The 20,470-nt window shown below is 46.5% G+C and carries 15 protein-coding genes; 6 read left to right on the top strand and 9 right to left on the bottom strand.

Annotation, left to right across the window (positions count from 1 at the left end; all coding sequences use genetic code 11):
• Nucleotides 1-146: 146 nt before the first annotated feature.
• From AC51G0_RS12560 to torT, 3 genes are all read right to left on the bottom strand, one after another.
• Nucleotides 147-1,580: a hypothetical protein gene (locus tag AC51G0_RS12560; protein ID WP_496298840.1), complete on the bottom strand. Its 1,434-nt coding sequence runs from the start codon at nucleotides 1,578-1,580 to the stop codon at nucleotides 147-149.
• Between the two features lie 378 nt (nucleotides 1,581-1,958).
• Nucleotides 1,959-2,417: a methylglyoxal synthase gene (locus AC51G0_RS12555; protein WP_496298839.1), complete on the bottom strand. Its 459-nt coding sequence runs from the start codon at nucleotides 2,415-2,417 to the stop codon at nucleotides 1,959-1,961.
• 186 nt (nucleotides 2,418-2,603) lie between these two features.
• Nucleotides 2,604-3,677, bottom strand: a complete 1,074-nt coding sequence (gene torT / locus AC51G0_RS12550; RefSeq protein ID WP_496301937.1) for a TMAO reductase system periplasmic protein TorT — start codon at nucleotides 3,675-3,677, stop codon at nucleotides 2,604-2,606.
• A 101-nt stretch (nucleotides 3,678-3,778) separates the two neighbouring features.
• Between torT and torS the strand changes: the two genes are divergently transcribed.
• The 3 genes from torS to AC51G0_RS12535 all read left to right on the top strand — a co-directional run bounded on the left by torS (nucleotide 3,779) and on the right by AC51G0_RS12535 (nucleotide 10,039).
• Nucleotides 3,779-6,721: a TMAO reductase system sensor histidine kinase/response regulator TorS gene (torS, locus tag AC51G0_RS12545; protein ID WP_496298837.1), complete on the top strand. Its 2,943-nt coding sequence runs from the start codon at nucleotides 3,779-3,781 to the stop codon at nucleotides 6,719-6,721.
• A gap of 56 nt (nucleotides 6,722-6,777) precedes the next feature.
• The gene (locus AC51G0_RS12540; protein ID WP_496298836.1) at nucleotides 6,778-7,416 is read left to right on the top strand and encodes an HAD hydrolase-like protein; all 639 of its coding nucleotides are present in this window, start codon (nucleotides 6,778-6,780) and stop codon (nucleotides 7,414-7,416) included.
• A gap of 457 nt (nucleotides 7,417-7,873) precedes the next feature.
• Nucleotides 7,874-10,039 carry a DUF6351 family protein gene (locus AC51G0_RS12535; RefSeq protein WP_496298834.1) on the top strand — a complete coding sequence of 722 codons (2,166 nt, stop codon included), beginning with the start codon at nucleotides 7,874-7,876 and terminating at the stop codon, nucleotides 10,037-10,039.
• Between the two features lie 250 nt (nucleotides 10,040-10,289).
• Here the strand turns inward: AC51G0_RS12535 and AC51G0_RS12530 are convergent, their stop codons facing one another.
• The 5 genes from AC51G0_RS12530 to AC51G0_RS12510 all read right to left on the bottom strand — a co-directional run bounded on the left by AC51G0_RS12530 (nucleotide 10,290) and on the right by AC51G0_RS12510 (nucleotide 15,052).
• Nucleotides 10,290-11,582 (bottom strand): rhodanese-like domain-containing protein, encoded by a 1,293-nt coding sequence (locus AC51G0_RS12530; protein WP_496298832.1) that lies wholly within the window; start codon nucleotides 11,580-11,582, stop codon nucleotides 10,290-10,292.
• Between the two features lie 77 nt (nucleotides 11,583-11,659).
• Nucleotides 11,660-13,081 carry a DEAD/DEAH box helicase gene (locus tag AC51G0_RS12525; RefSeq protein WP_496298830.1) on the bottom strand — a complete coding sequence of 474 codons (1,422 nt, stop codon included), beginning with the start codon at nucleotides 13,079-13,081 and terminating at the stop codon, nucleotides 11,660-11,662.
• Between the two features lie 135 nt (nucleotides 13,082-13,216).
• Nucleotides 13,217-14,059: a TPR end-of-group domain-containing protein gene (locus AC51G0_RS12520; protein WP_496298829.1), complete on the bottom strand. Its 843-nt coding sequence runs from the start codon at nucleotides 14,057-14,059 to the stop codon at nucleotides 13,217-13,219.
• Between the two features lie 177 nt (nucleotides 14,060-14,236).
• Complete coding sequence (locus AC51G0_RS12515) at nucleotides 14,237-14,410, bottom strand: hypothetical protein (RefSeq protein WP_496298827.1); 174 nt, start codon at nucleotides 14,408-14,410, stop codon at nucleotides 14,237-14,239.
• 150 nt (nucleotides 14,411-14,560) lie between these two features.
• Nucleotides 14,561-15,052, bottom strand: coding sequence for an NUDIX hydrolase (locus AC51G0_RS12510; RefSeq protein ID WP_496298825.1), 492 nt, complete (start codon nucleotides 15,050-15,052; stop codon nucleotides 14,561-14,563).
• Nucleotides 15,053-15,174: 122 nt separating this feature from the next.
• Here AC51G0_RS12510 and AC51G0_RS12505 point away from each other — a divergent pair, with 122 nt between their 5' ends.
• Nucleotides 15,175-15,627 carry an RNA-binding S4 domain-containing protein gene (locus AC51G0_RS12505; RefSeq protein ID WP_496298824.1) on the top strand — a complete coding sequence of 151 codons (453 nt, stop codon included), beginning with the start codon at nucleotides 15,175-15,177 and terminating at the stop codon, nucleotides 15,625-15,627.
• A 92-nt stretch (nucleotides 15,628-15,719) separates the two neighbouring features.
• Here AC51G0_RS12505 and AC51G0_RS12500 read toward each other — a convergent pair whose 3' ends face one another.
• Nucleotides 15,720-17,477 carry a sigma 54-interacting transcriptional regulator gene (locus AC51G0_RS12500; protein WP_496298822.1) on the bottom strand — a complete coding sequence of 586 codons (1,758 nt, stop codon included), beginning with the start codon at nucleotides 17,475-17,477 and terminating at the stop codon, nucleotides 15,720-15,722.
• Nucleotides 17,478-17,883: 406 nt separating this feature from the next.
• Here AC51G0_RS12500 and ygeW point away from each other — a divergent pair, with 406 nt between their 5' ends.
• Nucleotides 17,884-19,071 (top strand): knotted carbamoyltransferase YgeW, encoded by a 1,188-nt coding sequence (ygeW, locus tag AC51G0_RS12495; protein WP_496298821.1) that lies wholly within the window; start codon nucleotides 17,884-17,886, stop codon nucleotides 19,069-19,071.
• 135 nt (nucleotides 19,072-19,206) lie between these two features.
• The gene (gene dpaL / locus AC51G0_RS12490; RefSeq protein ID WP_496301935.1) at nucleotides 19,207-20,388 is read left to right on the top strand and encodes a diaminopropionate ammonia-lyase; all 1,182 of its coding nucleotides are present in this window, start codon (nucleotides 19,207-19,209) and stop codon (nucleotides 20,386-20,388) included.
• The last annotated feature ends 82 nt before the right edge of the window (nucleotides 20,389-20,470 follow it).

The raw sequence follows: 20,470 nt of genomic DNA, 5'->3' as shown, positions 1-20,470 counted from the left end.
TAGTTTGTGTTTCTTATAAACATAAACCAAATTCAGCGACTTGCATGACAAGGAGTGAGAATATGGTGGTTGAATTAAGTGTAAAGGCTCATGATTTGGTACAAAAAAGGGAGACTATATCCTCCCCTTTCATAAGATGATGTAGCTTAGAAACCACAGCTAGAGATGTTTGTACCAATACTCCAAGTAGAACCGTCAGTAGAACATTCAGTTGTGTAAGTGGGAGAATTGAAAATATCTAAAGTTATACGGAACCATTCGTTACGAGAGTTGTGCCCAGTCATGATTCCTACACCACCATCGGAGAACTCGCTGTTGATACGTTGCCAGTAAACAGCACCGTGGTCTTGAGTATCTGTGAAATCCATACTGATGAAGTTTACTGCGTTCAAGTCAGTTGCATTGATATTGTCTACAGTATCCTTCACGTTCACTAGGTGAGCTAGACCCGATACACCGGAATCATCGAAGATGTGCTCAGATGTAGCACCTTCTTTATGAGTAAGTGCAACCTGAGATAGGTTTTGGTCAGCCCACACAACTGCGTTACAAGAAGCCCAGTCAGTGACCTGAGTGTGCAGTGCGTTATGGACACCGTAAGAAGGATCGGCATCTTGAGCGATGAACTCTTGCATATCACAAGTGTACTGATCGTCTACACCTTCGACTGGAGAGATGCCAAGGGTGAATTCGTACTTGATTCCGTTATCAGCAGACTGCTCAGAGGTTTCTTTGGAAACTAGGTCTCCTAGGATTTCCAGCGTGTCGTCGAAGGCGACTGTTTCTGTAGTGTAGCCAGCGTCAGTGTAGACTGCAGTTTTACGATACCACCCAGTACCAATCTGCTTTTTAGCTTCCCAGAGACCATTGAAGTATTCCACGAGTGCGTATACGGCATTAGGATTTGCTTCCTGTAAAGCCTTAGTTTCATCGTAAGACTTCTGCAGCGAAGGTATGATATCCCGTGCAAACTGGTGGATGTTATCTTCACCTTCAGCGATAAAGTCACCGTACATTTCATCTACTGTGATGTTATAGCGGTTAGCCACACGGTACTCTTGTTCTTCAACACGAGTGATGATTTGTTCACGCATTTCAATGCTGGATTGGATATTGTCACACGTGTAATCTCCATCGCCTGTGGCAAACTCAGCTTGAATGCTGTTCCAAACCAGCGTAGTCAACGGGGTGGTGTTACGGATGTTTTCGTTGGTCGCCATTGCGAATGTAGGCGGGTAGCTCAAGCGGTATGCTTCAGTTACCTTACCAGTATCAGAATCCACTGCACCTACGGGTACATCGATGATAATTGGAGCATATTCACTACAGTCAAAGGGAGTATAACCTAGGGCCAGCTCGTAGTTACCAGTTTCATCTGTAACAGCTGTAGGCTCGCCATCATCAGCTTTACCATTGTAGTTCATGTCTAGGAACACGTTAGCCCCAGTCAAGTAACCGTCGATGGCCTTACCGTTAACAAATACTGGAACGACACAGTCACAGACCGCATTACGATCATTAACATCACAAGCTGACAGCAGAACTGAAGTCATAAGGGCAACCAAAATTTTATGTTGCATATTAATACCTTTAAGATGTTATCACTTTACTTAATACTCAACTTGTTTGGTATTGTATGGGGTGATTGGGAATGGGGGCAGCGTTATTTGTCGGGTGAATGAGTTGGATCACTAACGGGGTTGACTTTAGCACTGGCTCGGAGGTGACAGTATGATTGGACAGAGTAGATAAAAGATATTTGGTATTTACTACAGTACTCCCAACCTTTTATTAACTTTGTGGTACGAGAGTTCGTTTATAACTCGGTAGGGGCCGAAACTGAGATTGTTCACCCGTGCTTTTATCAGTACAAAAGAAGGTTCATGAGAAGAAAAACAAAAAGCCTTCTCGACCGAGAAGGCTTGATTAGAATCTTGGTGGGTTAAACCGTCGCCGGGTTAGTCTAAACGCTCAGACAGGTAGGCATTATAATCGGGGATCTCGATTTCAACTTCTTCAGTGAGTTTTGGCGATGAAATCATGAAATTCGCACTGGCACGGTTTGTTGCAACAGGGATGTTCCAGACCGCAGAAATTCGCAGTAGTGCTTTGACATCCGGATCATGCGGCACGGCATTGAGTGGATCCCAGAAGAAAATCATCATATCGATCTTTCCTTCGGAGATTAGGGCGCCTAGTTGCTGATCTCCACCCATCGGGCCACTGAGCAAACAGTTTACCGGAAGGCCGGTTTCGCGCGAGAGCATATGCCCGGTTGTACCCGTTGCGTATAAGGTATGGTTTTGCAGCTTGTCCTTATGCTCTGCTACCCAACGCAGAAGGTGAGTTTTACAGTTATCGTGTGCTACAAGTGCGATGTGCTTGTTGGCTTGCATTGTGCGGGTCGTTACGTGCATTCAGGACTCCACTTAGATCGTGAGAATATTACCGACTGAAAAAAACTATTAACATTAATATCAAAGCCTACCAAAGAAGTACAACGCAAATACTTGAAATCCAAGGTGGATAACAATAATGCGCTTATCAGGCATGGTTTGGCACCAAATGGCTGAGAAAATATGTCACATGACCATGTATCTTGTTTAGCGCTGCGCCTTGTGGCTCAAGACATTAAAGGCAGGCCGAAATTCAGCAGGCGATAGGGAGTCGCTTATCACCTTGCTTGGCAGGTGTGTTGGGGTCAGCCATTCAATCTTGGGCGACAAGTCGCGTTCTATCGGTTTTTTTTCAAGGTGGCGGACGGCTTGATCAATCGACAGCATTGCCTGTTGGGCCATTTTGTCGGTGGGGGCGAACAAAATTTTCTCACGGCGCAATCCACGGTAGACGCCATGACTGAGATAGGTCGAGACAATACTGATATCGTTCGATTTACCATTGGCTCTCAATTCACTGATCGCCACTTCAGCGGCAACAGCGCCGCCAACGATGTAATCGAAATGCTGCCCGCTGGCAAACAATTGCTGGATCAGGTTGCGTTGCAATTCTTTGCTGTTATCGGCCCACAGGGTGGTAACGATATTGATATCGCTGTTTTTTACAGCATCACTGAATCCCTGGGAAACAGGTTTGGTTCCGCCACGTTGGGCGGGCCCTGGTAACCAGGCAATATTGACAATACCACTGCCTCGAGGGTGGCGCTTGGCGAGAAATTCTCCTGCGGCCTGGCCCATCTCATACCAATCTACTCCGACTTTGGCGGTGACATTTTTCCGGGTATCGGGATCGTAGAGGTCGATATCGTTGATCGTGGCGAAAACAGGGATCTCACCCGTCAGCCGAGACAGCATCCCTTGATAGGCTGTGCTATCGACGGTACCGAGAATTATGGCATCGGCTCCCCATTGCTGGCAGTCCATAATTTGGGACTGCTGCTTTTCAAGGTTTGGGTACCCGCCGGCCTCAAATACCTTTAATTCAACCCCTAATTGTTTGGCATGTTCGACCATGCCGTAATTGACAGAAAGCCAATAGGAGTCTTTCAGGTGCGGGTATACAGTACAGATTTTCCAGGCCTTAGATGCCGTCTGTAGCGGTTGGTAATCGATAGTGCGTGACTGTTTATTGTTGGCAAAAGGTGGCTTATGGGCAATTATTTCCACCCCGTTTGCCGAATGAAAAGAAAAAAAGAGTAATAAGAAAGAAAAAGTCCGCATTTTATTCATGATTAATAGCATCTATACCGTCATCGCTGGCAAAATAGTAATGCTTTATTTTGTGTGATTAAACCTAATTTTTCCTATTGTGGTTCTTCTGTATGACATTCACTCCTAGCGGTATCGGTCGGAAATTACTGATTGCCTTCTCTATGATGGCCGGGCTGATGATAATTGCTGCGGTTATCGGCGTGGCTGGTTTTTCTTTGGTCGCTAAAACCGAACGAACGGTTATCAACTCTGCAGTTCCGGCTTTGGCTGAGGCCCGTGAGCTTTCTGACTTAAGTACCCGGATTATTTTTACTGCACAAGTATTGGCCAAGTCCACCAACGAGAAAGAGCGAGAACGTCAGGGAAAAGCACTGACAATTCATATTGAAGGATTGAAGCATAGCTTGCGCGAGTTGGAACAATATTCTTTCGAGTCAAAGCTGGTGGATCAGCTGGACGGGGATGTGAAGAGAATTGTCGATAACTTGGCCATGCTGGGGTTGCTTGTCGGACGTAAGATCGACTTACAGGCCAAAGTGAACACACTGACTGAAGAAATGGCTAGCGCCACGATACAGATTGATTCCTTGTCTCAGTCTCAGGTGTCCAATGCCAATACCATTGCGGTGGCGAATGTCTCCCGTATTTATGATCTTGTTGATGACGGTAATAGAGCTGCGATCTTTAAAGCACTTGATAGCCTGGTTGAGGTAGATATGGATCTCACCGAGCGTTTGTTTGAGCTGCGCTTCTTATCTTTGCAGGTGATCAATATGCTCGATGACTCCAATAGGGTAGACACGATAGCGTCATTATCAAAAATTAAGGATCGCTTTACCAGCGCTGTCTCAGTGATGCATCACCGGGTTAAATCAGTGGAAGATCCTAGCCGATCGGTGCAGTTGCTGGCACAAACTCGGATCTTGAATCGTGGTGGGCTGTTGTTTAGCACTCAGGAGCAGCTGCTGTATGCCAAAAAAGATGTTGAAAGAATGGAGCAACAGAACTTGGTACTGTTTCAGCAACTGAATCAGACCGTAGGTGACATCATAACGGCGGCAAATGAAGGAACCCAGCAGGCAATTACCAAAGTCGACGAAACCCTGACGGTAGCACGAAACGGCCTAATTGGGATCTCTGTCCTTGGGTTGTTTGCATTGGTACTGATCATGTGGCGCTATGTTTACGCGCGGGTGATCCGCCGGATCAACGACTATAGCCACGCATTGATGTCGCTGGCTCGCGGTGACTTGGAAGTTCAGTTATCTGTCCAGGGAGAAGATGAACTGGCACAGATGGGGCGGGCGATCATGGTTGCACGTGATACGGCCTATGAACGTCATCGCCTTGCACAGGTGGAATCGAAGATTCGTATGGAGCTACAAGAGCATAAAACCAGCCTTGAGCGCCTTGTTGCCCAGCGAACCTGCGAACTGGAAAAAGCCAATAGCAAGTTGAATGAGGAAGTGACCAACCATGCCAAGGCCCGTGCTGAAGCTGAAAAAGCCAACCGGGCAAAGTCCGCGTTTCTGGCGACGATGAGCCATGAAATTCGCACCCCGATGAATGGGGTGCTGGGTACCGCATCCTTGCTCGCTGATACCGGCCTGACCGATAAGCAGGCAAGATACCTTGAAGTGATCAACCGCAGTGGTGAATCGTTGCTGGATATCCTCAATGACGTGCTGGATTATTCGAAGATTGAAGCCGGGCATCTTGATATCCGCCTTAATGCCTTCTCGCTATCTGAGCTGGTTTCAGATGTGCATGGCATGCTTGAAAACCGTGCTCTGGCCAAGCGTATTCAGCTAGCTAGTTATATTGAACCCGATACGAATGACTACTGGATCGGTGATGCGACCCGGATCCGCCAGGTGCTGGTCAACCTGGTCAGCAATGCAATTAAGTTTACCGATGAGGGGCAGGTTCGTATTCATGTACGGTTAGACCCGATGTTTAACGATGAACTATTGTTCGAAGTTGAAGATACAGGGATTGGTATTGCAGAAGATGAGCAGCAAAGCATGTTTGATGCCTTTCAACAGTCGCTCGAAGGGCGTCAGACAGTTGGTGGAACTGGTCTAGGTCTGGCAATCAGCAAGCGGATCATCGAGGCGATGGACGGCAATATTGGCGTGAATTCTATACCGAATGTTGGCAGCAGCTTCTGGTTTAGCCTCCAGCTGCAACCAGGAGAACGATCCCATGTTGTTGATAGTCAGCAACAAGCCGTGTCATCTGCGCATATTTTGCTGGTAGAGGATAATCCGGTCAACAGTTTGGTTGCCGAAGGCTTTCTGCATCGCCTCGGCCACCGTGTTGTGATTGCCGAAGATGGCAGGCAGGCTGAGCAGGCGTATGCGGAGCAGGAGTTTGATATTGCTTTATTAGATATTAACTTGCCTGATACTGATGGGGTGACTTTACTCCATCGGCTGCGCCGGATTGAGGAAGCCCGTCATAGGGAGGCCTGGTTTGAGCCAACACCGATGGTGGCTTTCTCGGCACATGTTTTCCGTGAAGAGGTTGAAGTGTATTTGGCGTCAGGCTTTGCCGGGTTCTTGCCAAAACCTTTAGTTGAGAAGCAGTTGGTAGAAACGATAGGCAGTATCCTATCGGGTGATAAACGCGTCGTAATAGAAGAGAGCCTGAATCAAGATCCCCCTGAAATGAATACAGAGCAGGAGCAAAGTGAAGTGGTGGAAGAACAAGTATGGCCAATACTGGATGACAAAGTGTTAGGCAGCGATCTGCAGGTACTGGGTGAAGCGCAGGTGAATAAGCTTATTAATCTGTTTATTGAATCCTCCTCCGAGACGCTTGATAAGTTGTTGGTTGCTATTGATGATAGGAATTTGCAACAAGTCTCAAGCCTTGCCCATACACTGAAAGGTGCTGCTGGGACCATGGGTCTCACAAGGCTTCATAAATCCTGCCTAGAATTTGAAAAATCTGCCAAAGAGGGCGCAATCGAGCATCTTGATAGCGCCGTTCTATCAGCGGTATTTGAAGATTCAAAGCAAGCACTGACTAACGCGTTTAGTAACGGTTAGCCTAAGAAGTAAGACTTGGTCTCTGATTTGATAGGTTAAAAGACAAGGAGGTTTTTGTGAGCTATGAATGGTTGATTTTTGATTTAGACGGCACGATCAGCGATCCCAAGGAAGGTATTGTAAAGTCATTCAACTTTGCGCTGCATCACTATGGGTTTACTTCCCGGAGTGATGTTGAGATAGCAACCTATATTGGTCCGCCATTGGATCAAACATTTATCCAGCTAACTGGAAACAGCGATCCGCTGTTTGTCGAAATGCTGGTGGCCAAGTATCGAGAGCGGTATGCCGAAATTGGTTATGCCGAAAACCACCTCTACCCCGATATTAAGCAGACATTGTTGGAGTTGAAGGCGAAAGGCCGTTGCCAGCTTGGTGTTTGTACCTCGAAGCGGGCAGATTTTGCCGAAAAAATCCTGGCGATGTTTGGATTGCTCGACGTATTTGAATTCGTCAGCGGCGGGGATATCGGGATCGAAAAATGGCAACAGCTTGAAGCGCTTCGTCAACAGGGGGTGATTAGCCAGCGCGCAGTCATGATTGGTGATCGGGCCGTTGATCTGACAGCGGCGCAATGCAATAAGCTCGACTCTGCCGGAGTGCTGTGGGGTTATGGCTCAGAGGCGGAACTGAAGCAGGCTTCTCCTACACACCTGTTTAGTCGGCCGGAACAACTGCTTGAGTTGTTACGTTGAATTAAAGGGCTTCCAATACCCGAAGGCCATTACTAGCTTTATATATCTTGGTGAGATGGTTCCTATTTATCAGAGCTCTGCTATGTAACTAAAGCTTGAGTGTCGTTGACAGTCTAGAACCATCAATGACACTTATTGACCCAGAATCAAATTTATTGTCAACGAGTATCTTTAACGTATATCAAACTGCCAATGGCTCAGACAAAAGTCGTGCTATTTATGGTACTTTTATTCATCCAATATGCCCGAGTTAGAGCATTAAATCTAACGTGGTTATGTCCCTTTATAATCACACATTCACGCTAATACCTTGAAATTAGTAGTTAACTGATAGCGCCAATTGCTACCAGTGGTGCCCACCCATGAAAATCCGGCTAGAAACTTCGCTACATTTAAGTCAATCCCGGTGTTGTGAAGCTAAACTCATAGATATGGGTCATAAAGATCAAATGCGGCTATGAAAAAAATAGTTGGGTTGGTTGGCTTCTTACTCTTATTAATCATCTTCAGTCAGATGATTAATCAGGACAGCTTAATTGCAAGGCAAGTAAAAGCCATTGCCACACCTGAAGCTAATTATCTGCTAAATATTAATCAGCACATCAGCAAAACCCAACGGCCTGAAGAGACTTTTCCATTTCCCATTAAGGTGGGGAACATTGGACCTGTGCAGTCCCTTTATTCTGGCCCCAGTCAATACCCTTTTTATTGCATGACTTTAGACTCAGGTTTAGGCCAGCCTTTAATAGATAATCAAGCAGGTTTTGGGGTTCCCGTTTATGACATGGTTAACGGCGAAAAACACCTTGGTTATTCTAAGGATTGTTTATTAAAAACGCGTCTCGCCTATGTTGTTGTCGATAAAAACAACAAGTTACATAGCAAAACTGAACTTGAGCTCAAGCAATCGCCACTAAACAAAGATGACTTATTAATTAGGGTAGAACAAGGCACTATCAACCGTTATATCTACACCATTTTAATGCCTATTAATGCCACTGAGATCGGCAATCAAAGCAGTGCCAATGCCTGGAATAAACGCTTGATTTATCGCTTTGAAGGAGGCTCAGGCATAGGTTACAGACAAGGGCGAATTAAGCTGTTCAGATTAATTAATAAAGAGCTTACCCAATTGAAAAAAGGCTACGCCTTAATTACCTCCAGCGGTAATAAAACCAGTTATGGATATAATATGTTGCTGGCAGAAGATACCGCCAGGCGGGTAAAGGTACAATTTGTAAGCTTATTCGGTAAACCTTTGTATACCGTTGGGATCGGAGGCTCTGGCGGTGGCCTATCGCAATACCTTATCGGCCAAAATAGCCAGGGAATATTAGACGGTTTACTGCCTTTGTATTCTTACCCAGACATGGTAAGCGTCGCCACTTATGCCTTAGATTGTGACTTACTTAACAACTATTTCAGCTTTCTAGCTAGCGATAGAGTCCGATGGCAAGATTGGCAAAATCGACAATATGTGGAAGGTCTACGGGCAATAAATGGTGCGAAACAAAAGGCCGGTTGGCTGCAACCGTTAAATCAGTTATTGCGTTGGCAAAAACCAGAATTTCCACGAGGTAATAATGAATGTATCAACGGCTATTTTGGTTTAAGCAGTTACCTTAACAACCCTAAGCAAGGCTTTCTGAAACCCTACTTTCATGATTCTGTTGTTGAACAAGTCAACTGGAATTATTGGCAGGATATGGTGCATATATTTGGCCAGGATGAACACGGTTTTGGCTTATCAACCTGGGATAATGTAGGGGTTCAATATGGCCTGAAAGCGTTGCTCAACAACCATATTACGTTTGATGAATTTATTGATTTAAATAGAAAAATAGGCTCATGGAAGCCTCTAAAAGAAATGAAGGCAGAACGAATGCTCAGCCTTAGTGCCAATATTCCGCCAATTTGGTTATCGCTATGGGGAAATCATAATATTACCAAAGTCGACACTGTCTCGGCGAAACGACAATCGGCTCCATTAGCAGCCATTAACAAGGCCTATGAGTATGGTCAGGTGTTTATTGGCCGTATTTCCTTACCCATCATTGATATTCGCCCTTATCTTGAAGGCGATTTGAATATGCACCATACATCGGCCTCTTTTGTCAGCCGCTTACGGATCCTCGACTCGCAAAAACATGCTCAGAATCATGTGATATGGATATCAGATAAGCAATATACTCCAATTGAAAAAGCCTATGATGTTATGGATAAATGGCTGATGACCATAAACCAGCTACCCGATCATTTGTCTTATCAACAAAAAGTACAAAGGGCTAAGCCCATTATGGCTAAAGACACCTGTTTTGCCGAAAACGGTAACATCATTGCCTCAGGCAAAGGCGTTTTTAATGGTGATTGGAATCACCAAGCAAATGGTACCTGTACTAACCGTTTTCCCATCTATAGTAATAGTCGAATAAAAGCAGGCGCTCCCTGGCAAGGAAGCATTTTTAAGTGTCATACCATTCCTATCGAAATAGCCATTGAAAATGGCCTGTATGGCGATTTGGATTTGTCTGCCAAAGTGAGCGTATTACAGCAAACCTTTCCGGATGGGGTTTGTGATTATACGCTTGGTGATATGGGCAGGCCAAAACATCTAAGCCATTAATACCAATCAGCATAAGTATTTGATCATTCTTGCTGGTTAAAATTACCTATTACTGCGTTAGAATTTTTGTAATTAGAACCACTAGTTACTGCAAATTCTTCCTTGTCTTAGGTGATTTTTCCTGCGCAACTATCTGAACACTTACTTATCCCGATTGGTATAACGATAACTGCTCGGTCCCTAAAACATAAAAAAGAGCCACCTCTTTTGGCTAGAGATGGCTCTGGTATTGGCGGGACTAAGTGCCTAATTAGCTTTCGTTTGGTGAGATCTCACCCGTTGAACTCGGGTTGGCAGCATCGCCACTCCACTCGAACCAGCCGCCGTCAAAGACACTGATATTTTCCCAGCCCATGACGTAGGCATAGAAGAAGGTTTCGGAAGCACGCCATCCGGTGCCGCAATAGAAAGAAACATTTTGCGCTTGGTTAATTCCCCAATCCTTCCAGAAGGCTTCGATGATATCAGCACTGATCATCGTGTCATCCGGATTGCGGAAGTCTTCTAGGTGGTAGGCATCAGAACCGGCATGCCCCCATTTTGACCCGGTAATACGACCTTTGGGCTTGATGTATTTATAGCCGCTGGTGTTACCGATATATTCTTCCCAGCTACGAATGCTGACTAGTGACTGATGCTCAGGATCGTCTAGCATTGATTTGGCTTGTGGTACATCAATGATCAGCTCAGGACGTGATGGGATAGGGCGGCCGAAATCAACATGCTGGCTTGCTTTGTTAAGAAGTGGCTCTGTGATATAGCCTGCGTTGACCCATGACTTCCAACCACCATTAAGCAAACGCACGTCATCGACACCCGCGTACATCAAGATACTGGCGGCACGGGCCGCCGCCGTATTGTCTCTGCCGTATAACACGACCGTGGTATCGAATCGGATGCCGAGTTGCTTGATGGTTTTGGCCAGCTTCGAATCATCAACCCGGTTCCACCAAGGTTCAGACTCAATCTTGTTGGTATTGAGGTACAGTGCACCTGGGATATGAGATGCGAGGTATTTGGTTGGTGGCCCCCAGGCAACTTCAACGACTTTGAACCCTTTTTCCGGTGCATACAGGGCGTGATCACCGTTGATAACCTGCTTTAGCCATTGTGGTGAAACTAGCTGTTGAAATCTTGGTAGCCGCTTCAGCTCACCGGAATAGGTGTCGATATCCTGAGAAATGACCGAGACATTATTGATGCCGATGCTGTCCAGCTGCTTGCGAAGAACAGTCGCTTTCTCTGCGCCGCAGTAAAGGTAAGTTGGCTTGGTAAATTCAATGCCTTTGCTCTGTAACAGCTGCTGCAGATGTGGCGGACGCAAGGTGCTTAGCCAGTCGGAATCAAAGTTGATCGCGCCGGGAAAGTGTCCACCGCGGGTTTGTAAAGCTTCAGGCCATCCGTTGTAGTGATTGCTGGAACGACAGTCGATCACTTGAATGTCGGAAACAGGTAGCTTGGCTAGCTCATCAAAAGTGGTTGCCATAAGCGGGGTACTTATTAGGGTAAATAGAGGTAACAGTAGCCGTCTGACAGAAAACATGTTCGTAGCCCAGTAATGAAAGGAGGCTAGCATTATATAATGCTAGCCAGGCTGGTTATTTACATAAGATCACAGACTTAGGCAGAAGTGCGTGGTTTTTTGTTTCTAGTGCCGGATCCTGTTGATTTATTGTTTTGTGGCTTTCGGCCCTGGGGTTTGCCGTCATTCTTGTCGCTATTGGTACGACGTGACTGCGGCTTTTTGTTGCCACTAGGCTTATTTGCGCCGGGCTTTTTAGTTGTCGTGCGGTGACCACTTGCATTCTCGCCAGAACGCTGACCGTCCTTGTGTTCAACCTTTGGCTTTTTCGGCTTCTTTGGTTTTTTCGCTTTTAGTGGTTTTAGCGGCAGAGATTCAGGCAGTTTGTTGACCGGAATAAAGCCAAACACATCTTCACGCGGCAAAATTTGCTGTGTTAAGCGCTCAATAGCCGTTAATTCTTTGAATTCGTCACCACAGACCAGCGAGATAGCCTGGCCTTCTGCTCCTGCACGGCCGGTACGGCCAATACGGTGAACATAATCTTCTGCGATATTTGGCAGATCAAAGTTAACGACCTGTGGCAGTTGGTCGATATCGATACCACGAGCGGCGATGTCTGTAGCAACCAGAATGCGAACCTCACCACTTTTGAAATTGGCAAGGGCTTTGGTACGAGCGCCCTGGCTCTTGTTTCCGTGAATGGCTGCAGCCTTGATGTTGCGTTCATCAAGGAAAGTTGTCAGGCGGTTAGCGCCGTGCTTGGTTTTGGTAAATACCAGCGCCTGTTTCCATTTGTTGTCTTGGATCAGCTTGGCCAGTACCGCCGGTTTTTTCTTTTTATCAACCGGGTGAATCCACTGTTTTACCGTGGGTGCAGTCGCGTTTCGCGGGGTAACAGAAATCTCTACCGGATCATTTACTAGGCCTTTTGCCAGTTGACGAATTTCATCAGAGAAAGTGGCAGAGAACAGAAGGTTCTGACGATTTTTTGGCAACACAGCCAAAATCTTACGAATATCGCGGATAAAGCCCATGTCCAGCATACGGTCGGCTTCATCCAGTACCAGTACTTCAAGCTGGTTGAACCGAATGGCTTTTTGGTTATAAAGATCCAGCAGGCGACCTGGAGTGGCTACCAGTACATCGGCACCTTGGCGCATGCGCATCATTTGCGGGTTGATTTTTACGCCACCAAACACAACGGCTGAGCTTAGCGGTAGCCGCTTTGAATAAGTTGCTACGTTGACACCAACCTGGGCGGCAAGCTCACGGGTTGGGGTAAGAATCAGCGCTCGCACCTGGTTTGGGCGTACTTTAGGGCCTTTCGACAAGCGCTCTAGAATAGGCAGGGTGAAACCAGCAGTTTTGCCTGTTCCTGTTTGCGCAGCCGCCATGACATCCTTGCCTTCTAGCACTGCAGGAATTGCTTGAGCTTGAATTGGCGAAGGTGTTTCATAGCCTTGATTAGCGACAGCTTCAAGGATCGGGGTACATAAGCCCAGAGAGGCAAAACTCATAAGATAGTCTCAGTCAAAAGTAACAAAAGTTGACCTGCCTCACAGAGACAGGAAGCCGGCTAGCTTACAGCAGCTTAGGATAAAGTGCTAGGTAAGAACTTATTTAGGCGGCTACACCTCTCTGGGTGCGATTCGTTATTCGACCGCTGCAATCAAGTTTTCAAAGCGCTCGTTCCCCACAAGTGAATCGAAGTCTTGCTCCTCCCTGGCCAGCTCTTTGAGCGAGGCACTGCCAAGGATAGCCTGTTCTAGATCGGAAATGGCCTGCTCTTCGGCTCCCAGGCAGGCATAGGCACAAGCACGTTGATACAAGGCATGGGCATTGGTGGTATCGAATTCCAGCACCCGGTTACACAGACTCAGGGCCCAGTGGAACTCACGGATCTCCATCGCGGCGTCGGCTTTGTGGGTCAGGGCCTCGAGATCGCCGGGGCGGATTTTGAGGATTTCATCATACACTTCCATTTTCTGTTCGGGGGTCTGTGAGCCTTGCGCTCTTAGCCAGAGATTATGGACCTCATTGATGATCTCTATCTCTTTGTTGTTCTGGGCGATGATCCGGGTTTTGCGTTTCAGGTCGCGTTCAAGCAACTGGAATTTCTTTTCATATTGATCAGCAATATCCCGTAACTTTTCATCAGCCATCTGCTTGGTATTTTCTTTAATCTCTTTTAAAGACTGCCAGCCAACTAATGCAAATAGGGAGGCGGCACCGGCGATCAGGTAGAAAAAGTAAGTAACGGTGACATTGGCATAGTTCATCGACTTATCGGCGACACTCAATTCACGATCGGTGATCTCGATAGTGAGCTTGCGTTCTAAATCTTGCTGGTCTTTACGCAGAGATTTGAGTTCGTCCAGGACATAACGTTCCATCAGGGGTTTGTCATAAATACTCTCTTGTGAGTATTTTTCCTGTCCCCAGGCGGGTAGTGACAATAAAGCCACAACGAGAACAGATAACAGCCATTGGTACATATCTGAGTCCTTTAACATTCAATTAGCCAATAATTAGCAGACTATATACCTAATAAGCCGGGCAGATAAAGTGTGGTAATGGAGAGTTTTGATGATAGTTGTTTGAATATTGGTTAAGAGTTGCCACTTATTGCTAGTTCAAGCTGTGGCAACTCTCAAAATCAAAAGCGAGGGGAGCTAATGCTGGTGGCACTCCGGGCGTTCAAATCCGCCAGTCTGCTGAACCGTTGCTAGCATTGCCTGACGTTTTGCTTCTAGTTCCTGCGTGGCACTAGAAGTAGACGGCGTATCGTCACCAATCTCACTGTCCGGTCGCTTTGAAAAGACGTGAGCCTTGTTAAATGTAAGCATGTAGTTATACCCTCGAAGTTAATACAATTGGTTGAATAACAACATCCTGTCGTTTGATGGTTAAAAAAGCATCATCCTTATTATTATTTGTAAGGGATGAGTAAACAGGCGTAGATCATATAAATCGCAAGGTTGTAGGCGTAGAGAGTGCTATTTCTTGAGGTAAAGTGCGATGGCTTCCCTGGCGGATGCAAAGGCAAATTTTTCTGGTTGCAAGTCAGTGATTTTCACCCACTCAACACTAGCCACGTCATCTCCAGCCTTTAATGCAGGCTTCTGTTCAAGCTCGACAGCGAAAAAGGTGTCACAGGTTTTGTATTCGATAGTTTTATACTGATATGTGTTTGGGTAGGAGCCGAAATACTGAGCGTGGTGTGGTTGAAACATCAGCTCTTCCTGCAATTCACGAAACAATGCCTGTTCTAGTGATTCATCATGATCGACAAAGCCGCCCGGAAAGTCCCACATCCCCTTGCCGGGCTCTCGTCCCCGGATAGCAACCAGCACTTCATCCTGGCAGCGGATAATAGCAAGTACTGCCGAGGCGCTATTATGAAAGTAGGTAAAGTCACACTGGCTACAGTGAAAGGATTTATCTGACTGTGCTGTGAACGCGGGTTGACCGCAAGAAGGACAATACATGCTGCTAGGCTACTGTTGGCTCGAAAGGCGCGAGGATATCGCAGCTGTAAAGGGATTGCCAGTTATGCCATGTGGTAGAATAGGGTAATATACGTCGAAATAGTCCATCTCTGGTTAATAAAATGTCTGAAGAAGAGTATGAAGTAGAAGCGTTAGCGGTTGAGGTTTCAAATCAGCCAATCGAGCTCTACAAGGTATTGAAAATCGCCAATGCGGTCAGTGGTGGCGGTGAAGCAAAATTTGCGATTTCCGAAGGTTATGTGGCCGTTAATGGTGAGCTGGAACAACGCAAACGTCGCAAGATGTATGATGGCGATGTGATTGAATTCAACAATGAATTTTATGTCGTGATCTGCGACCAGCCTGTCGATGAAACGCCACAGGTGGTTGAACCAAAGCCTGCGAAAAAAGCGGATAAGCCAGTTGGTAAAAAAGCATCAGGAAAGAGTGCTGCTAAAAAGCCTTCTTCCAACAAAAAAACTGCGAATAAAAAAGCGGGAAGCAAAGCTAAAAAAGCCGAGAAAACTACCGGCCCTGCCGATCAGTCAACTGGTCGTAAGCCAATAAGCTTTTAGGCCTATAGCAAGTAGAATCGATGAGTTAAGACTCTTAGCGTTGAAGAGAGAAACTGCCGTGAATGGCAGTTTCTCATTATTACCAGCAAGTATTAGTGGTTATTAACGCTCAGTCCGTACTTCTTGATTTTGCGGTAGAGGGTCGCAATACCAATACCCAGTTCGTCGGCAACCAGCTTACGGTTGCTAAGCCGGCTGATAGCCTCCTCAATTCTGATTTTTTCCATTTCCTCAAGGCTCATGGCGCATTCGTCGGAGTTGATACTCTCAACATGATGCTCCGTTTTCACCTGCTCAAAGTAAGGAGGAAGCAAGTCGACATCAATGGTGTCGCCTTCCGGCACGACATTGACCAGGTACTCTATTAAGTTGCTCAGCTCACGCACGTTGCCAGGCCAATGGTAGGCATTGAGGCGTGCCATTGCTTCGTTAGTAATACCCGGATAGCCCACGCCAATCTTGCGGGTATGTATCTCAAGGAAAAACTGCACCAGCAACTCTACATCGCCCTCGCGCTCTTTAAGCGGTGGTAGGTGAATTGGGATCACGTTGAGGCGGTAATACAAATCTTCTCGGAACTTGTTGGTGGCAATCATTTCAGCAAAGTTGCGGTTGGTCGCCGAGACAATTCGGATATCAATCGGAATCGCCGTGTTTGAACCAATCGGCATCACTTCGCGCTCTTCCAGTACCCGTAGCAGTTTGGCCTGGAGCGTCATCGACATATCACCAATTTCATCGAGGAACAGTGTCCCTTTGTTTGCTGCCTGGATAAGGCCGGTTTTGCCTTTAGTAGAAGCGCCGGTAAAGGCTCCTTTAACGTAGCCGAATAGCTCACTTTCAAGCAGCTGATCAGGAATAGCGGCACAGTTAATGGCAATAAAAGGTTTATCACTGCGGGTACTCAAATCATGAACCGCATGGGCAATTACCTCTTTCCCGGTGCCGCTTTCACCATTAATAAGCACGCTTGAAGGGCTGCTGGCAATACGTGAAATTAAGGTTTTTAACTGATGCATTTTTTTGCATTCACCGATCACACTGGTAAATTGCGGTTGGGGTTCATTGATCGCAAATGATTTATTTGGCTGGTGGAAGGCCATTAAAAAAAGCTGGTGGCCACGGGCATCATGAAATTGACCGACGACGAGTTCTTGCCGCTCACCGAGAGAAATGATGTGCTGCTGGTGGCCTTTTAATTCATTATTATGAAAAGACAGCGGCTGAATATTGACTTCGACACGTGATAGCTCTTCACGTTCAATATTGAGGTTATTCAGTGCGGGCTGGTTACCATATTTTACCCGGCTATTACCATCGAGGACTAATACCCCCTGATCCATATTTTCGATCAGGCTGGTAAATACTTCATCAAGTCCGTCATCATGTTCATTGTTGCTGGCCAGTACCTTAGAGACCACAATTTGGGAAATGTGCTGAATGTAGTCAGAGAATAACTGGACGTTCTCTTTAATTCTCTCGCGTGACTCTTCGGTAAATGCCACGAGGCTTATCACCCCGATACAGCGGTCATCCGCCATGATGGGCACGCCGAGAAAAGCGGTCTCACGGCAGGTTCCTTTGTTGCTGCAGCCATTGCAAAGTGGATCTGTACGTGATTTAACAACCACTTTTTCTTGGTGTGTTTCAAGGATATACCTAAATATTCTTGAGCTGGTATTGAGTTTTTTGCCAAAGAATTTGCTGTAAGGCCCGGTGCCGGCGATACGGACCAAATCGGCATCAACGACCTCTGCGTCCAGCTGAAGTACGGCTGAAAGCATTTGAGTAAAGCGCAGTATGGTTGGCTGCAGTTGCATGAGTTCGGATTGCTGGGCGTTTTTCAACATAATTCAGGGCTATTTTGGGAAAGACTTAACAAAGTTAAACAATATTGAATGAAACCTGCTTGATATAAGTCAGTGTTTTCCGTCAGATTCGCGATGCGAAATAGGAATTGCAAGCAAGGTCACATCTGAATATCAATATGATAAACGGCTTTTAGGGCGCTATCATTTTGGTCGCTATCGCTGATAGTAGTTGATAGCGTTCGACAAGGTATAGGGGAAGCAATAAAGTGCAACCAAAAATCTTACCCCTTGTAATTCAAGGCCTGGCGGTGTTTTTTTGATTATTTTTTCAGTTTTAGTCGTTGTTGGCATAGATATTGGAATATGTGTATCAGTTGTCTGTTATGACCCTACAGACTTTTTCCAGCCGCATACGATAAACAATTTAATTACTGGGAAGAATAAAATGAAAAGCATTAATGAACTGATCAAGGAAATCAATGAACTAAAATCTGAACTTCATAATAAAGATTTCCTTTTAACCTGGGAACAGAGCCCTGAAGAGTTAGAGCGTGTTCTAAAAACCGCACAAGCTTTAAAAGCAATGCGACAGGAAAATATTGCGACAAACGTATTTAAGAATGGCCTGGGTATTTCACTGTTCCGTGATAACTCAACCCGTACCCGTTTCTCTTACGCTTCTGCCATTAACATGCTTGGCCTTGCGCAGCAGGATCTAGATGAAGGCAAATCACAAATTGCTCACGGTGAAACCGTGCGTGAAACCGCCAACATGATTTCATTCTGTGCTGATGCTATCGGTATCCGTGATGACATGTACCTAGGTGCCGGTAACGCTTATATGCGTGAAGTGGGTGAAGCCTTGGATGACGGCGTGAAAGAAGGCGTATTGCCGCACCGTCCAGCATTGGTCAACTTGCAGTGTGATGTCGACCACCCAACTCAGTCAATGGCTGATCTGGCTTGGCTGGAAGAGCACTTCGGTGGCTTGGACAAGCTAAAAGGCAAGAAGATTGCGATGACTTGGGCATACTCCCCAAGCTACGGTAAGCCGCTATCTGTGCCTCAGGGTATCATCGGCCTGATGACACGCTTTGGTATGGACGTCACTCTGGCTCACCCAGAAGGTTACGACCTGATCCCTGAAGTGGTTGAAGAAGCGCGTAAGAACGCAGAAGCCTCTGGTGGTAGCTTCACTCAAGTTGCCTCAATGGACGAAGCATTCAAAGATGCTGACATCGTTTACCCTAAATCTTGGGCTCCTTACCAGGTGATGGGTCGCCGTACCGAGCTGCTTCGTGCCAACGACCACGATGGCCTGAAAGCGCTTGAGCAGGAATGTCTGGCTCAGAATGCCAACCACAAAGACTGGCACTGCACCGAAGAGATGATGAAGCTGACCAAAGAAGGCGAAGCGCTTTACATGCACTGCCTACCAGCCGATATCACTGGCGTGTCTTGTGAAGAAGGTGAAGTGGAAGAGTCAGTATTTGAGAAATACCGTATCGCCACTTACAAAGAAGCAAGCTGGAAGCCATATATCATTGCTGCAATGATTATGAACCGTAAGTACCAGGATCCTAGCTTAGTTCTTCAAGAGTTGCTGGATGACGCTGAAAAGCGCGTTAAGTAATTCACCGATTATACGCAAAATAGCTACAAAGCTTGGGTAATTCTAGCCCTTTCGCGGGGGCACTGATTCCGGTCCCCCCGCATTTTCTCTCAATTCATTCAATGAGGTCTGGTCGTGTCTACATTCTCTCTAAAAATGGAGATAGCCGATAACCGCCATTATAACGGTCAGCAATCTCCTCTATTCACCATTGATGAAGCGGAAAAAGCCCGCGCCTTCCATCAGAAAGTTGAAGGCTACCAGCCAACGCCTTTGCACTCTCTCGACTGCTTAGCCAAAGAGATCGGCGTTGGCAAAATCCTGGTAAAAGATGAAGCACATCGCTTCGACTTATGTGCATTCAAAATGTTAGGTGGTGCCTACGCCATCGCCCGTTTGCTTTGCGATGAATTCAAACTCGATATCAATGCTTTTGATTTCGACAAACTGAAAAACGATATTCCGGAAAAAATGACCTTTGCTACCGCAACCGACGGTAACCACGGACGTGGTGTGGCATGGGCAGCCAATAAACTTGGACAAAATGCCGTGGTGTACATGCCAAAAGGCGCGGCAGACGAGCGCGTTAACAACATTCGTGCCTTGGGTGCCGAGTGTATTGTTACCGACATGAACTATGACGATACCGTTCGCCTGGCAATTAAAACAGCTGAAGAGAATAACTGGAAAGTGGTGCAGGACACAGCTTGGGAAGGCTACACCGAAATCCCGACCTGGATCATGCAGGGCTATACCACTATGGCGGCTGAAGCGGTTGATCAAATGAAAGATCAGCAGATTGAGCGCCCGACACACGTATTCCTACAGGCTGGCGTGGGTGCCATGGCTGGTGGTGTACTGGGTTACCTATGCGACCAGTTCGGTGCCGATAAGCTTCACTCTGTTGTTGTTGAGCCGGATCAGGCTGACTGTATCTACCGCTCAGGTATCAGCGAGCAGGGTGAGATGATCAACGTTGACGGCGACCTTGCCACCATCATGGTTGGCCTGGCTTGCGGTGAGCCAAACCCACTTGGTTGGCCGGTGCTGCGCGATTGCTCCACTCAGTTTGTCTCATGCCAAGACAGTGTTGCTGCGCTGGGCATGCGGGTACTGGGTAATCCGCTAGGCAATGACCCAAGGGTGGTTTCCGGTGAATCTGGCGCTGTTGGCGCGGGCTTGCTGGCGGCAGTTTACTACCATCCTGAGCGTGAAAAGCTGATGGAAAAACTAGGGCTGAACCAAGACTCAGTCATCCTGCTGATCAATACCGAAGGTGATACCGATCCTGTTCACTATCGCGAAGTTGTATGGCAAGGCAAACACCCAACTCTTTGATTTTTATTTTTGCTAGTTAGCACAATTACGGTATCGAAAGTGCTCATTTATATCCATAAACTCCGCGCTTTCTCTTTGTTCT

The sequence above is a fragment of the Photobacterium sp. HL06 genome (genome assembly GCF_059552575.1).
This window is presented reverse-complemented; position numbering and strand designations above follow the sequence as displayed.